The following is a 14,427-nucleotide window of genomic DNA, read 5'->3' as shown; positions in this document are numbered from 1 at the left end:
CGAGTGCGGAAGCGCATGGAAGGAGATGAGTGGACGAGCTCTTCGACCTCGCCGGCAGCGCCGTGTCCCAGTCACCGGCTTCTGCGGAACTCTCAGTCTTCGACCGCACCTTCCCGGTGCGGGTCGCGGTGCTCATGCGATCCCGCCCGATCACCGAGGCGATCGTCGCCGCGAACCGGCAGGACTGGCCGGCGGCCACCTACGACGTCGCGACGTTCGCCCTCGCCGCCATTGATCTGGTCATTGCCCAGCAGGGATTCGAGGAGGAAGCCACCTACGACGACGTCGTGGAGGGCCTCACCACGCTCGCCCGCCGTACCGCACCAGAGCGACCCGCATCGGAACACCGCCGCGTCGGCGAGTACACCGTCGACGCTCTCCTGAACCGGGGCGAGCGCGAGGCGCCGTTCACCTACCGGATCAGCGACTTCACCGACGAGGCCCGGGCCCACCAGCGGCGGCAGGTGCAGTTCCGGCTGCTGATCGAGCGAGAGGACCCGGTGCGCGGCGACGTCGTCCTCAACGCCACCCGCGACGCGATCAACGCGCTGGTCGGTGGACTGGAGTTCGACGTCGAAGACGAGCAGGTCGCCAACGAGGTGCTACTGGAACGTCAGCTGGCCAAAGGAGCGTTCGACGCCGCGGAACGCGCCGCGGTCCGAGCTCGGCTGCTGTCGGTCTCACTCGCCGAAAACCTCCACGAGCTGATCAAGAACACCCGCCGGGATCTGCGTGCCGTCATCCAGGAGTGGGCAACGGTCGTTCCGCAACGCCTGGCCACGGCCCGGGAACACATCGGCGGCCGGGTGGAGGCCGAGCATCGCCTGCTCGCCAAGGTCCGCGAGTCGCTGGAATCCGACGACCAGCAGGTGACCATGGCGGCAGCCCGGATCGCCGCGCTACTCACCGAATCGTCGCGTCGGCACGACGCGCTGCACCGGCAGGTCATCGCCGCCCGCAGCGTGTTCCTAGAGGAGCAGGATCGGCAGTCATTCCGGCCACCGGCGCTGGGCCACCTGCCCGACCTCAGCAGGGAGATCCTCACCCCGTTGCTCGGCCTGGACAGCGAGACCGCCCTCCTGGTCACCGACAGGTGGCTGTCGGACATCACCGGTCCGCGCCCTCCGAAACTGCCTCGGCTGTACCGGCTGGTCTACGACCTGTGGGCGGTGCGCGACCCCACCGACGACGACCGTGACCTTGACGACGATGATGAGGCGGGAGACCCGGATCCGCCGACGATCGGGCCGGACATCGTGGACGCCGCGCGGCGGGTCGTCATCCGGATAGGCCTGCCCGCCCGCCTGTCGGCGCTGCTCGCCAATGCCCTGACCGATCCCGGCCTAGACAGCGGCACCGACCGGCAGCGGGCCGCGGAGATCCTGGCGTTGGCCGCGCTGTGGTGCTTCGCGCCCGAGGAGACCGACACCGAGCACACGGCATCGGTCGACCTGACCGCGCGGATCCTGGGGCCGCGTGCCGTCGCGGACGCCGACGACCTGAAGCTCGATCTGCCGGGATGGGACGGCGACGACCTGATCATCGTTCCGCATCCCGACGCCCTAGCGACCGCCGACCCGCAACCGGTCACCGACCACCCCTGGATACACGCGGAGACGCGATGACGCTGACACAGAACGATCACACCGACATCGGGACCCTCATTGCGTATGCGCTGCAACCCACCCAGCGACCCGGACGCAGCCATGAATATCGTCGGGTGCTCGGCCGGTACCGCACAGAGTCCGACTTCCGCATCGCCGCCGATGCGGTTCTGCACGGGCTGCACGCCCGCGTCCTGTCCGACGGCGACTTCGGACTCGTCCTCGGCGTCAGCCCCGAGTCTCCGTTCGCCTACCGGGTCGGCGACATGCCTCACGCGGCGACCCGGATAGGACGCCTGATGGCCGGCCTCGTTTTGGTCGGCGTGGCCGCCTACGCCTACCCCACCCCGGCTGACCTGGAGGAGGAACGAATTCGCCGCGTGGCGGACGTCGAGTTCGAGCAGTGGATGCGCGCGATGTGCGAACGCCTGCAAGAGCACGACGCCGCTGGCGAGCCAGTCCCCGACGACGGCTTGGACGAGGCCTGGCGGGCCTATCACGAAATGCCGTCCACGCTCGTCGGCGACAAGGGCCGCGGCTCCGGACGGCTGTCGCCAAAATGCACCCTCTACTGGGTGCGCAACGTCCTCGGCTGGCTCGTGGAGCAGGGCATGGCCCGTGCCGACAGCACTGGCGGGACCTGGATGCTCACTGAGCGGTTCCGCGTCCAGGTCAAGGACATGGCCGGTGAACCTGCATACACCTTCCTGGCGGACATCGCCCGACGGCCGCGCATCCGGCCGTCGAGCGCCGCTGTCCAGCCGCCCGCCGCAGCCGACGGGGAGCAAGCATGACCTACCATCTGGCCGCATTCCGGCTCCACTCGATCGGGGAGAGATCCGCTCGCTTCACCGACGTCACGCTCGACCTCACCGGCCCGGACGGCAGCAGCAGCCACCCCGCCGACTCGGTAGTGTGGCTGCGTAACGGAGGCGGCAAGTCCTCACTACTGTCGCTGTTCTACGCGCTGCTGTTGCCGAGAGCTATCGACTTCATGGGGCGTACGGTGAAACGCAGCCTCACGGACTACGTCGACAGCGGCGACACCGCGCACACCGTCGCGGTGTGGCATCCGGCCGCCTCGGACACGTTGGACGGCTCACCTGACCGCATCCTCGTCACCGGCGTCGTCTACGAGTGGTCCGACCTGCGCCGTCCCGCCGACGCCGACCGGGCCCGCGACCGGCTCGACACGACCTTCTACGCATTTTATGCGGTGCCGGGCGTGCTCGACCTGCACCGCCTCCCCATCCTCGACGCCGCCGGTGAGCCGTGTCGCCGGGCGGGCTATGTCGCCGCTCTGAAGGAATTCGCAGCGACCTACCCGCAGGCCATGGACCTGGTCATCTCCGAGAAGCAACACGAGTGGACGGCCGCGCTGACGAGTCGCGGCCTCGACCCAGCACTGTTTCGCACGCAGAAACAGATGAACCACGTCGAGGGCGGCGTGGAGGACATGTTCCGATTTTCGTCGGCCCGCGAGTTCATCGACCTGCTCATCGATCTCACGGTTGCACCGGAAGATGCGATCGGCGTCGCCGATCGCCTGGCCTCGATCGCATCGCTGCTCGCGACCAAGCCCGCCAAGACGGCCGAGCGTGATTTCTGCCTTGACTCGGCAACGGGCCTGGACCGCATCCACGTCTGCCAGCAGGAAATCGACGCATCGGCGATCGCCCTCCAGCAAGCCGTTGACGAGGCGGCCAAGCTGTCCGCCGCTTTCGCTGCGACCGTCTTTCAAGCGAAAAATAGGATCGAGGCCCTCGCCGGGCAGCGCGACGGCATCGAGAAGCGCCGCGCCGCGGCGGTGACCGAGGGCGGCGCCGCGTACGAGCTCGTCTACCTGTACGAGGAACGCGCCGCCCAGATGCGACTCCGCGCTGCGGAGGATCAATACAGCAGGGCCGACGGCGTCATCAGGGACACCGCCGGGCTCATCGAAGCATGGGAGGCAGCCGGACATCTGGCAGAGAAGGAAGAGCTGCAAGACGCGCTGGAGCGCACCCGGCGAGAGGCCGGCGAGGAACGCGAGCGCACCGCACCATTGCGGCGCGAGCACGACGAGCACAGCGCTCGCCTGCGAATCCGGCTGCGCACGCTGGCCGAAACCCACGAGGCCGAAGCCGGAACGGCTGCTGAAGCCGCCAGGGCGGCGAAGGCAGACGTCGAGGCGCACCGCGCCGCGGCGAAGAAAGCCGGCCAGCAGGCGCAGGCAGCGGACAAGGACGCGGCGACCGCGACGGCTCGGCTAGAGTCGCTGGCCACAGATCTACGCGCGGCTATCCGCGACGGCGTGCTTCCGAACGAGCAGACCGACCCTGTCGAGCATGACGCCGTTCTCGTCGAACAGCACACCACCCTCACGGGCATCCTTGAAGAGGTCCAGGGCCGTCGTGAACATCGCCCGGCGGTGCGACGCGCATTGACTAGCACACTCACGACGCTGACGGGTGAGCAGGTCCGGCTCGACGCGGAGCGCACCCGGCACGCGGAGGAACGTGCCGCTCTTGTCGAACGTGCGTCCAAGCTCGTCGCGCGCGAACGCGTACAGGATCTCACCGAGGCCACCGGCGAGGCCCCCGTGGACGTCTGGGCAGAAGCGGATACCCTGACCCGTCGATTGTCGGACGCGATCGTCGATACCGATGTGGCGCTCGTCCGGCTGGAGGCCGAGCGCATCGACGACCAACGCATCCTCGACGTACACGCACGCACCGGGCTGCTACCCACCACCCTCGACGCCGAGCGAGTCCAAGCTGTTCTGGCCGAACACGGCATCATGGCCGAAACCGGCTGGGACCACCTCCGCACCCTGCTACCCGGCACGCGCATGCTGGAGGCAGTTACGGACCCGGAGCTCGCGCGCCTCGGCGTCGGTCTCGTCATCCCCACCGCCCAAGCCGACACCGCCGCAACCGCGCTGGCCGGCGTCGACACGGCAACCACAGCGCTCGTCGGCGTCTACACCGCTCAGGCCGCCACCGCGATCGTGGGCTCCAGCTGGACAGGCCCCGGCGGCACTGGCCCGGTGTGGATTGGACTGCATCGAGGCTTGGTGGACCCGGCCTGGGCCGAGGGCAACGTTCGCCAGGTCGCCGCCCGTGCCGAGACGTACGATGACCAGCAGTCCCGCCTAACCGAAGCGCGTGAAGCCGACCGGGCGCTGCTCGGCGAGCTCACCCAACTACTCGCCGACTGCCCCACCGGGCACCTCGACAGCCTTTCCGGCCGCATCGAAGACCTCGACAACACCCTCCTCGGCATCGCGGCAGCACTCGAACAAGCTCGCGCTGACCTCGCTGAACTCGACGAGGCGGAGGCCGAGGACACGGCGACCGGGCAGCGGACACAGCGACAGATCTCCGGCATCGAGACGTCCCGCGCCCGCCTGTCCGGCCTGATCCAGAAGATGGGGGCGGCCGCGCAATGGCGCAGCGAACTCGCCGACGCCAAGTCGCGATCGAAGGATGCCCACGACCGGGCCGAGCACCTTACGGAGGAGGCGAACCGTGCCCTCGACCACGCCACCGAGCAGAGCAAGCTAGCCGATACCGAGGGCAAGGCGGCCAGCGCGTACCGAAGCGAGGCCGCTGGCCTGACGTTCCTCGACGGCGAGCCGAACCTTCCTGACGATCCGGCGGTGTCCCTTGATGTCCTACGCGCCCGGCGCCAGGAGGCCGCCCGTACATGGCAGGTCCAGGCTTCCCAGTCGGTGCTCGCCGAGCGGGAACGCAACCTCACCACGGCTTTGGCGACCGAGACACAGGCCCTCGCCGCAGTCACCGCCGAGACCCTGCAACGTGCCGCTGTCCTGATCACCACAGCGGAGGGGCAGACCAAGCCGGCCCGGACGGCGGCACTGGCCGCCGCCCGAGAGACAAAGGAGGAGGCGGTCGGCTGGAAGGGCTACGCCTCCGGCGACATCGAACGGCACCATGCGACGCTCACCAGAATTCGGGCGCGACGCACCGATCCGCCCAGGCGCGCATTGCCGATTGAGCCAACCACAGCAGAGCAGGCCGACGCTCTGGCGGCCAAACATGACGAGATCGGCCAAGCGTGCGTCGAAAGGCGAACAACTGCAGAGGGCGAACTCCGCGACGTTGAGGCCAAGCAAGGTGAATACCGGAGTCGGGCCACGGCATTCGAGCTGCTCGCAGACGGTCTTCCCGACCCGTCCGACCGGGTCATCGCGCCGTTCGCCGGGCCCGACGACGAGGCCAAGACCCACAAGCAGGCGGCCATGCAAACGCTGCGTGCCGCGGAGAAACGCTCGAGCGAGGCGGCAGTCTCCCGGGCGAACGCGGTCGGGGACCTGCGAACAACAGGCAGCAGGTACCCGGGGGTCGCCACACCCGCGAAGGACCGCGTCCTCCACGACAACGAAGATGTGCTGGCGCAGCACGCGGGAACCCTGGCGAAGCAGCTCAGACTGCGGGCGGACATGATCAACGGTGAACTCGCCGACATCGCCAAGGACCAGGCGATTGTGACCGACTCCCTCGCCCGCCTCGTCTCGAACACCCTCGACACCTTGCGCAAGGCCGAACGGTACTCGCGAGTGGCGACGAAGACCGGAGGCTGGGCCGGGAAACAGATGCTCAGAATCTCCTTCGAAGCACCCGCCAGCGACGCGGACCTCCGCACCTACGTCAACCGCGTCGTGGAACGGCGCATCGCCGACGGCGTCAAACCGGAAGGACTGCCGCTGCTCAAGGATGCCGTCCAGGAGGCAGCCGGAACCCGGGGCTTCACCGTCAAGGTCCTCAAACCCGCCTTGGACCTCGTCCCCACCACCGAGGACATCACCCGGCTCGGCAAATGGTCCGGCGGAGAGAAACTGACTGTCTGCGTCGCGCTCTACTGCACCATCGCCGCGCTGCGCGCCGTGAACGCCGGACGCCGGGATCGCTCGGGCGGTGTCCTGCTGCTCGACAACCCGATCGGCCGTGCCTCACACGGCAGCCTCGTCGGCCTCCAACGAGCGGTCGCCGCCGCACACAAGGTCCAGCTCGTGTACACCACCGGGGTGAAAGACCCCGATGCCGTGTCCCGGTTCCCCAACGTCATCCGACTGGACAACCGCCCGGGCCGCACCCGGAACCGCCGCTACATCGTCCCGGATGACACGCTCGCCGACACCGACCAGCGACTCATCACCGGCGTCCGCGTCGCACATGACGAATCGTCCAGCGGTAAGGGGAACCATCCCCACACTGAGGCGTCGACATGACGACGGCGCTCAATGACGTTATTGTCGCCTACGTCGCAGACCATCCGACAAGCCGCGTACCGGTCGACGGCCTGCTCCGGCATGCCACCGCCGCCGACCCGACGCTCGTCGGCGATCCGACAGCACGGACCCGGCTCGCCGCCGTCCTGGCAAGCCTCGCCGAAGCGGGCGCCGTCATGCTGCCGAAGGCACGCTCCGGCTGGGACGACCGGACGAGACCGCCCTTGCCGCTCTGGGTGGGCAAAACGACGAAGCCCCGTCGGGCCCGGGCGACACCGGCACGGCGAGTCTGGCCGCAAGCACTCGAAGCAGCCGCCGCGATCGCCACCCGACCGGACGAGTACCAACTCCTCGACAAGATTGCCATCTGGCTGCGAAACAACGCCGACGCCGAACCCGTCCCTCTCGAAGAACGCTCCCTGGAGGTCCTCGACGACGAGAAGGCACTCGCCATCGAGACGACCAAACGACTGTTTACCACCGGGGCCCTGACCCTCGACCTACTTGCCTGCTATCCCACGCCCGTACCCTTCCCCTCCCAGCACGTCCCCGGGGTAGGGCCGACGCGGCTGCTGGTGGCAGAAAACAACGCGACGTTCCACTCGCTCCTGCAGACAGCCCGGCACCTGAATCCCGCCGTACGCCCCGACCTGCACATCGGGTGGGGCTGCGGCAACCAGTTCCCCACCTCCATTACAGCCGTGACCCTGCTCGACCCGGCGCCAACCGCGTTGTACTACGTAGGCGACCTCGACGCCGCTGGACTGCGCATCGCAGCCAGCGCCGCCGCGACGGCGAACGCGCACAAGTTGCCGCCTCTTCGACCTGCAACCGCGCTCTACGAGTGGCTGCTCGCACACGGCGTTCCTCGCCCAGACAGATCCAACCCCGGCATCATCGACCCCTCCACGCTAGTTGCCTGGGCGCCTGAGCATCTACGTAGCCCGATCTCTCAGTTACTTCTGGGCCGCGAACGAATTGCTCAGGAAACCCTTGGCCTCCGAGAGCTGCGCACGAATTTAGAACTGCTTGTGGAGGCAGTCGGCTAATGGATGTCTCGTCACTCGCTGATGGCCTCACTCAGGGTCTGGACCGCCAACGCCGTCCAACGGTGGCGCGACACCGGCGAGCGCCCTAGCCCCGTCATGGTCTGGACACCCCAGCAAGCCGGCGCGTTCCTCGACCACGCCGAAGAACACGACCCGCCCTCTACCCACTGTTCACGCTGATCCTGCACCGCGGCCTACGCCGAGGCGAAGCCGTCGGACTCACCGACACCGCCGTCGACCTCGACAACAGCCTGATCAGCATCACCCAACAGATGGCCACCCACGGCTACACACCCGTCATCAAGAAGGTCAAGTCCGAGTCCGGCAACCGGATCATGGCCCTGGTCAGCATCACCCGCACCGTCCTGCGTGCCCACCACGCCCGCCGCGCCCAGTGGAAACTCGCCGCCGGCCACGCCTGGCCCGACACCGGACTGTTCTTCGTCCAACCCGACGGAAAGCTCTGGCACCCCAACACCGTCACCGACCGCTTCGAAGCCCTCGTCCGCGACGCCGACCTACCACCCATCCGCCTGCACGACCTACGGCACTGCGCCGCCACCTACCTCAAAGCCGCCGGCGCCGACCTCAAAGACATCCAGGAACTTCTCGGCCACTCCTCCGCCGCCATGACCGACGTCTACACCTCCGTCATCGCCGAACTCGACGTCGAACGCGCCAAAGCCGAAGCCGCCGCGAAGCTACTCCCCCGCCGACGGAAACGAGCCGCGTAGACGGACAACAGCCGCGTAGACGGACAACCTTCGCCAGACGGGTTGGCAGTCCGAGCGCTGCCACCCCCGCCGTCGAGCACGACTCCGTTCGCTGCACGACTCCCGCCGTGGGCGCGAGCGGCGGACGGAGCTCAGACGGCCCGCCAATTCAGTGGCCCCCGCGCCCAGCCGGTTCTGAACCGGCGGCGATTCGCCGGCAGGCGGCGGTAGACATCGTGGCCCGACTACCTGCCGAACGCCCCGACACGATCCTGATCGAGGTCGGACGCTCTGCCGGCATGTCACCAGTCACCTACGACGCCTCACCCCATGCACCTACAAGGACCAACACCGACGACAACTCCCGGAGAAACGCCATGACCAGCAACTGGCAGGAATACCAAGAACGGCAGGCCGCCGCCTTCGCAGCAGTACACGAAGCCCTCGTTGACCACACCATCGAGATCCGGACCGCCGGCCAGCTCGCGAAACTGATGCAGCGGCTACCCGCCGACACTCCGATCACCATCGCCAGCAGCACTCGCATGGATCCGCGCCCGCCGACAGACCCCACACAGCGGCGCACCATCACCACGGCCCAAGCGATACCCCTTGATCATCCGGACAAGCCCGTCGAAGTCGACGACGGCGACGAAATCCGTGACTCCATAGCCGTCACCCCGGCGGTTGAACTGGCCGCGGTGATCGTCGCTCACGACGCACCTGGCGTACCAACGGTGGTCGTCCCGGCACCCGCCTACGAACGCGCCGTTGACGCCTTCCGCAGCGGTGAACCGTGCGTGGCACTCGACGCCCAGGTCGAACTACTGAGCTGGATGGCCAGCACGCTAGGGACCACGCACTCCACGGACTCCGACGAAGAAGACGAGGTCGACGGCGTCCGGACGTGGATCGACGATGCTGACCTGCTCGCCGCGCTTGACGTAGAAGGCGGACGCCTACAACAGGCGGCAGTCCGACTCGCGGCACTACGCGCCCGCGTCGCCGATTACGAGATCGTCGCCGATGTCACCTTCGACGCCGAGGACATTGGCCGACGCGCTGCCAAGAACCCACCACCCGACGAAGAGGGGCGTTCTCCAACGACGTGACCACGCCCGGCTGCATCGAAGCGCTCTCCGCGCCCATCGGGCTCGATCCTCGGCATGGCAGGGACTTGCGGGTGAGAGAGCCGGGGCCACAACCAACGTCGAGGTCAAGGCCGCTGATCTTCTTCGAAGACCTCGATCCAGGCCTGCTCGCCTCATACCTGGCGACCGTACGCGAGCGGGACGCCACCGGGCTCGGTCGCTTCGCCGACGACGCCTAGTTGTTGCGACGGGCCGGCGTCACCGTGAGTGAAGGACAACCCACCACGGCCGGCCTGCTCGCCCTTAACGTCCATCCACGGCAACCCGCTTCCGGGACGTTTGACCAGCTCACGTGGCATTCAGACCAGGCCATAAGTGAGTCGGTGCGCTCGGAAAAGCCACCCGCGGCAGACGGGAAGCCATGATCGATCTCCGCCCGAGGTAGCGGTTCCGCGCCGGTGGGCACGCTGAGACGCGAACTCCGAGGAGTGCCAGCACGATCGAGTGCCTCGCGGTGACGCGCCGCGAGGCACTCGATCGTGGGATGTCGATAGCCGCACGGGGTGTCTCACGCGATCTTGACCGAGAGGGGAATAGCCTGAGTCATCGATGTCGCACGGAAGGCCGCTGGCGGTGACAGAACGGGCGTTGATCACCAAGGCCGCATTGCGCAAGTTGCCGGCCAAGGCAGACGACGGAACTCCGTACTGCATGGATTGCCGCAGGTTCGGTGAGCTCCATCGGATGGTCGCCAGCGGCGTCACGAAGTATCTCCAGTGCGAAGCGTGGTCCGTGCCGACCTACACGGACTCGGACCGGCTGACTCACGAACAGATGATGGCCGGCGAACCGTGTCCCGGGTGCGGCGAGGAACTCATCTCGCTCGGTGAATCGCCCTCGGAGACCGGCAAGGGCACGATGTATCTGAGCGTCGAGGAGCAGGCCGCCCGTACGGCTGCGGAGCAAGCCTTCAAGCAGCGGCACCCCCACTGCCACGCCGGGCGATGGAGTATGGCGGGTAGCGCGGTCAGCCATTGCGGACGATGCTGCCCACCGCCTCCGATGAGCCCCGATCAGATCCGCCGAATCTCGGAGATCCTTCAGGGCAGTGCGGAGGAACGGGTACGAAAGGCGCGGCGCGAAGGCACCACGTACGAGCACCACGAGTCGGAGCGGCGGCTGCCTGGCCGAGCCCGGCCCGTCGCTGTCGTGCTACGCGAATACAACGAACGCCGCGCCGAGGCCCTGGCAGCCGGAAGGAGAGAAGACCGGACGTTGATACGGTCGTCGTTTCCGGATGCGGAGCTGATGTTCCGGTGGCGGATGCAGCTCGGCTGCGGCGACATCGTCGAGATCCTGACGCTTGGCGACGAGCGGCCACTGACGGACATGACATGGTCGTGGGGCGGTAGCCCGCTGCGTAAAGGGGCTTACACCTGCACCAGTCACCGGACCCCCGAGACGCCGTACCAGGCGGTAAGCCGCTATCTGACCCGGTCAACGCTAGATCTCGAAGGCGACAAGGGCCTGCGGCGCGAACCTGAGACAGTCGGCTACTGGACCGTGAAGCTGGAATGCGGACACCTCGACCACCAGATCACGCCGCTGAATTGGAAGCCAGCGGACGGCCATCGGCAGACGGAACCGAACGATCCCGACGCTGTCGCGCAGCGCAAGGCTCGGATGGAGCAGATCAAAGAGCATCTCGGCATAGCCGAGTACGCGCAGGCCATCCGCCGGATCGAGCAGGGTCACCTCGAGCCGGACCCGATGACGACATGCTGGACCTGCCAATACGAGCAACCCATCGTCGCCTTCCAGCGAGTGGGTTGGCTGGTGCCACCGACTCCCGTCAAGGGCAGATCGGGAGCGGACACAGCGGTCGCTCCGCGGCCGACCCGTGTACAGCTGGAGAAGCGCGTAGCCGACCTCGAAGCGGAGATCGCCCGCCTGAAGCAGCAGTAGTCCAACCCCCTCAGCCTTTGATCCCGCCCGGAATCATCCTCCTGCCGCGGGATCATCCGGGTCGACCGCGACGACCGGCGCCCGCACAACGTGATCATCGTCGTGAGTGATCCCTGAGCTACACCCGAAACGTCATCTCGTTCGCGACCATCTGCGGAACCACCTGTTTGTACAGCTGCCGGGTCAACCCCGCGATCCTTTCGTGGGCTTCGATCTTGTTCCGGAACGCCTGCGCCACCTCGGCGATCTCCCGCTGGATGCCCATCGGGGGCAGGGCGATGGGCAGGTTTCTGAGGCTGCTCTGGGTCAGGCTGGGCTGGACTCCCTGTTTGACCTGCTGACCAAGGAATTCCAGGACCGTCGGGTGCATCAGGTAGCAGTGGAGATAGAACGGTAGGAGGACCCCTCTCGCGGGCTCCGTGACCTGGATCCGGATCGTGGATCCGCCCATAAGCATCCCGGCTTCCCGTTGCCCGATGATGACGTGATTGATCCTTCCGCTGAGCCGGGCCAGCAGAACGTCGCCGACGGCGAGTTTGTAGCGGCTCAGCCTCCGCACCGCCTCCGGGCTGATCCTGGTTTTCGGAGTGTCGGACACCCGGCCGTCGCTGATGTCGACGGTGTTGATGACCGCGATGCCTTCGGCGTCGCGGTCGCCGGCATTGAGGTCGGAGCCGCTGGGGCCGCCGTGGATGAGGCAGAGGTCGTCGAGGCGACGGTGCGTCCAGTTGTCGGGGATGGGACTGATCAGGGTTTCCATGGCTGCAACCGATCGAGTAGGCGATCCAGGTCGAGGTCGGCGGCAACGGCAGCGTCGTCGAGCTGGCGGAGTTCGGCACGGAGCGCGCTGGGGCTCGACGACCGGCTCGTCACGTCCGGGGCCGGCGGGCGAAGGTAGGTCGATGGCGTGAGGTCGTGGTCGTGCTCGCGGAGACGTTCGAGGGTGACGGCGACCGCTGAGGTGTTGCCGATCGGCTGAATCGGGCCGCCTCCGGCCTCGGACCATGCGTGGTAGAGGTCGACGATGTGCCGGCTACCGGCGTCGGTCAGGATCCGGTGGGTTCTGCCTGCGGCTTGGGTGGCCTTCTTCGCGTCGATGAGCAGGACATCGTGGTCCGGACGCTGCTCCGGGCGGCCGAGGACCCAGAGGCTGAGCGGGCTGGCCGTCTCCCGGAACATTTGCTTAGGGAGCTCGATGATGCACCGGACCACGCCTTGTTCCACCATCGCGGCGCGGATCTGCCGACTCTTGCTGGTGGCGATGGAGGTGGTGCTGCTGGGCATCACCGCGACGGCTCGGCCTGCCGGTGCTAGTGCGGCGGCGATCAGCTGCAGCCAGGCGAAGTGCGCGTTGTGGCGGGGCGGCTCACCGTACTGCCATCCGGAAGACGCAATCTCCGTTGCGGACCGCCAGTCGGCCATTGTGAACGGGGGGTTCGTCAGGACGACGTCGTAGGGGCCGCCCCTGACGTCGATGACCTTCAGATCGTCGGGCGGAGGCCCCCCGAGGTCGAGTGGGCAGCCGTGAACGGCGGTGTTCATGACAGCCAGGCGCCATGCCCGGGAGGCCAGAGCATGACCGCTAACCTGGTGACCCACTGGCCGGTCTGCTCCGCTGTCGCGTTGATGGTCCAGCACGGCGGCGACGATTTCACCGGAGCCGCAGCACGGGTTGTACACCCGGTCTTCTGGTCCTGGATCAGCGAGCAGCACCATGAGGCGAGCCACGCCGTGCGGAGTGAGGTACTCGTCGTCGCTGGACTTACGGGCTTGCGCGAATCGATCGAGCAGGTAGTCGAAGGCCGCGGCGGCCGTCAACCGGCGGCCGACCCTTTCCTGTGGCGCACTCGTACCAGGTTGGACCCAGCGTTGCAGAACCTTGACGCCGGTACGGAAGCGAGCCTGCCACCACCCGTCTCGGACGATCCTGTCCAACAGTTCCGGACGGATGCCGTCGACTGCCGGAAGGGCGGACCACACGCGGGCGAAGAGATCGGGATTGTGGGTGTCTGCGATGCGGGCCCACTGTTTCGGGGCGATCGCCTGGACGCAGACGAGCGCCATGATCATTTCCTGGAACATGGTGCGGTCCTGGCTCTCGGTGAAGCCAGGCTCGAGACTTTTCCACAGGTCGGCCTTGATGGCCTCGGCGACCATGTCGGGTGCCACCTTTGCGTCGGAGTGGACATCGACCAAACCGGCGGTGAGACGAAAGCGCCGGCCATAGGTAGCGCCAGCCGTCTCGCCGTCTCGCCGCTCGTCGCGCTGGATCTTGCGGCTGTCGAGCCACTCGGCCACCTCTTCAGCGGCGAAGAGGTCGCCGGGCACGGTGCTGACGGGGTCGGGGAAGTCGGGGTGTCGCCGTATCCAGTTGTTCACCGCTGCCCCATGGACGCCGGCCGCCTGGGCGATCTCCAGCCTGGTCATCAGACGCCGTTCGCCGGCACCGCCGACAGTATGATCAAGCGTCATCGTCCGCCCCCTTCCGCCCTTCCCTGAAGGCACGAATCAGCCGTTCCAACCGAACCGTCCGGCCGTCACTCACGATCACCCAGCCGAGAAACCCGACGGCCAGCACCACGATCACCGCAACGGCACTCCCCGGATCGACGAGCCCTGCCACGTCCATCAGTCTGGCAACCACGCCCGTTTCCTCCCTTGATGCGGCCCTCATGGCGTCGACGGTAAGCCGCACCCCACGTGCGAGCCACCCCCGTAGCGAGCATACGAAGCGTTCTGTTACTCGATGGCACGCAGCTGTCGCCGCGTGTG

10 protein-coding genes are annotated in these 14,427 nt (G+C 67.4%); 7 read left to right on the top strand and 3 right to left on the bottom strand.

Translation table 11 applies throughout. The features are described 5' to 3' along the window. Positions 1-29 precede the first annotated feature (29 nt). The 7 genes from ACFHW0_RS23775 (at position 30) to ACFHW0_RS23745 (ending at position 11,655) form a co-directional block, all read left to right on the top strand. Positions 30-1,625 (top strand): hypothetical protein, encoded by a 1,596-nt coding sequence (locus ACFHW0_RS23775; protein ID WP_416610938.1) that lies wholly within the window; start codon positions 30-32, stop codon positions 1,623-1,625. Beyond that, the gene (locus ACFHW0_RS23770) at positions 1,622-2,398 is read left to right on the top strand and encodes a hypothetical protein (protein WP_416610936.1); all 777 of its coding nucleotides are present in this window, start codon (positions 1,622-1,624) and stop codon (positions 2,396-2,398) included. The genes ACFHW0_RS23775 and ACFHW0_RS23770 overlap by 4 nt, the downstream gene beginning before the upstream one ends. After that, the gene (locus tag ACFHW0_RS23765; protein WP_416610934.1) at positions 2,395-6,837 is read left to right on the top strand and encodes a hypothetical protein; all 4,443 of its coding nucleotides are present in this window, start codon (positions 2,395-2,397) and stop codon (positions 6,835-6,837) included. The genes ACFHW0_RS23770 and ACFHW0_RS23765 overlap by 4 nt, the downstream gene beginning before the upstream one ends. Beyond that, entirely contained in the window at positions 6,834-7,886 is a 1,053-nt protein-coding gene (locus tag ACFHW0_RS23760; protein WP_416610932.1) for a Wadjet anti-phage system protein JetD domain-containing protein, read from the top strand. Before ACFHW0_RS23765 ends, ACFHW0_RS23760 begins: the two co-directional genes overlap by 4 nt. Positions 7,887-7,987: 101 nt before the next feature. Beyond that, positions 7,988-8,620 carry a site-specific integrase gene (locus tag ACFHW0_RS23755; RefSeq protein ID WP_416611023.1) on the top strand — a complete coding sequence of 211 codons (633 nt, stop codon included), beginning with the start codon at positions 7,988-7,990 and terminating at the stop codon, positions 8,618-8,620. Between the two features lie 356 nt (positions 8,621-8,976). Further along, the gene (locus ACFHW0_RS23750) at positions 8,977-9,711 is read left to right on the top strand and encodes a hypothetical protein (RefSeq protein WP_416610930.1); all 735 of its coding nucleotides are present in this window, start codon (positions 8,977-8,979) and stop codon (positions 9,709-9,711) included. A gap of 588 nt (positions 9,712-10,299) precedes the next feature. Beyond that, the gene (locus ACFHW0_RS23745; protein ID WP_416610928.1) at positions 10,300-11,655 is read left to right on the top strand and encodes a hypothetical protein; all 1,356 of its coding nucleotides are present in this window, start codon (positions 10,300-10,302) and stop codon (positions 11,653-11,655) included. Positions 11,656-11,773: 118 nt separating this feature from the next. Here ACFHW0_RS23745 and ACFHW0_RS23740 read toward each other — a convergent pair whose 3' ends face one another. Genes ACFHW0_RS23740 through ACFHW0_RS23730 form a run of 3 tightly spaced genes read right to left on the bottom strand, consistent with a single transcriptional unit; the run spans position 11,774 to position 14,299 of the window. Next, positions 11,774-12,415 carry a restriction endonuclease subunit S gene (locus ACFHW0_RS23740; RefSeq protein ID WP_416610926.1) on the bottom strand — a complete coding sequence of 214 codons (642 nt, stop codon included), beginning with the start codon at positions 12,413-12,415 and terminating at the stop codon, positions 11,774-11,776. After that, complete coding sequence (locus ACFHW0_RS23735; RefSeq protein ID WP_416610924.1) at positions 12,403-14,127, bottom strand: N-6 DNA methylase; 1,725 nt, start codon at positions 14,125-14,127, stop codon at positions 12,403-12,405. Before ACFHW0_RS23735 ends, ACFHW0_RS23740 begins: the two co-directional genes overlap by 13 nt. Then, a complete protein-coding gene (locus ACFHW0_RS23730) occupies positions 14,117-14,299 on the bottom strand; it encodes a hypothetical protein (RefSeq protein ID WP_416610922.1) in 183 nt (60 codons plus the stop codon). The genes ACFHW0_RS23735 and ACFHW0_RS23730 overlap by 11 nt, the downstream gene beginning before the upstream one ends. Positions 14,300-14,427: the final 128 nt, after the last annotated feature.

This window comes from Micromonospora sp. LOL_025, from assembly GCF_048060285.1.
GTDB lineage: Bacteria > Actinomycetota > Actinomycetes > Mycobacteriales > Micromonosporaceae > Micromonospora.
The sequence above is the reverse complement of the archived record's forward strand: the minus strand, read 5'-3'. Positions and strand labels throughout refer to the sequence as shown.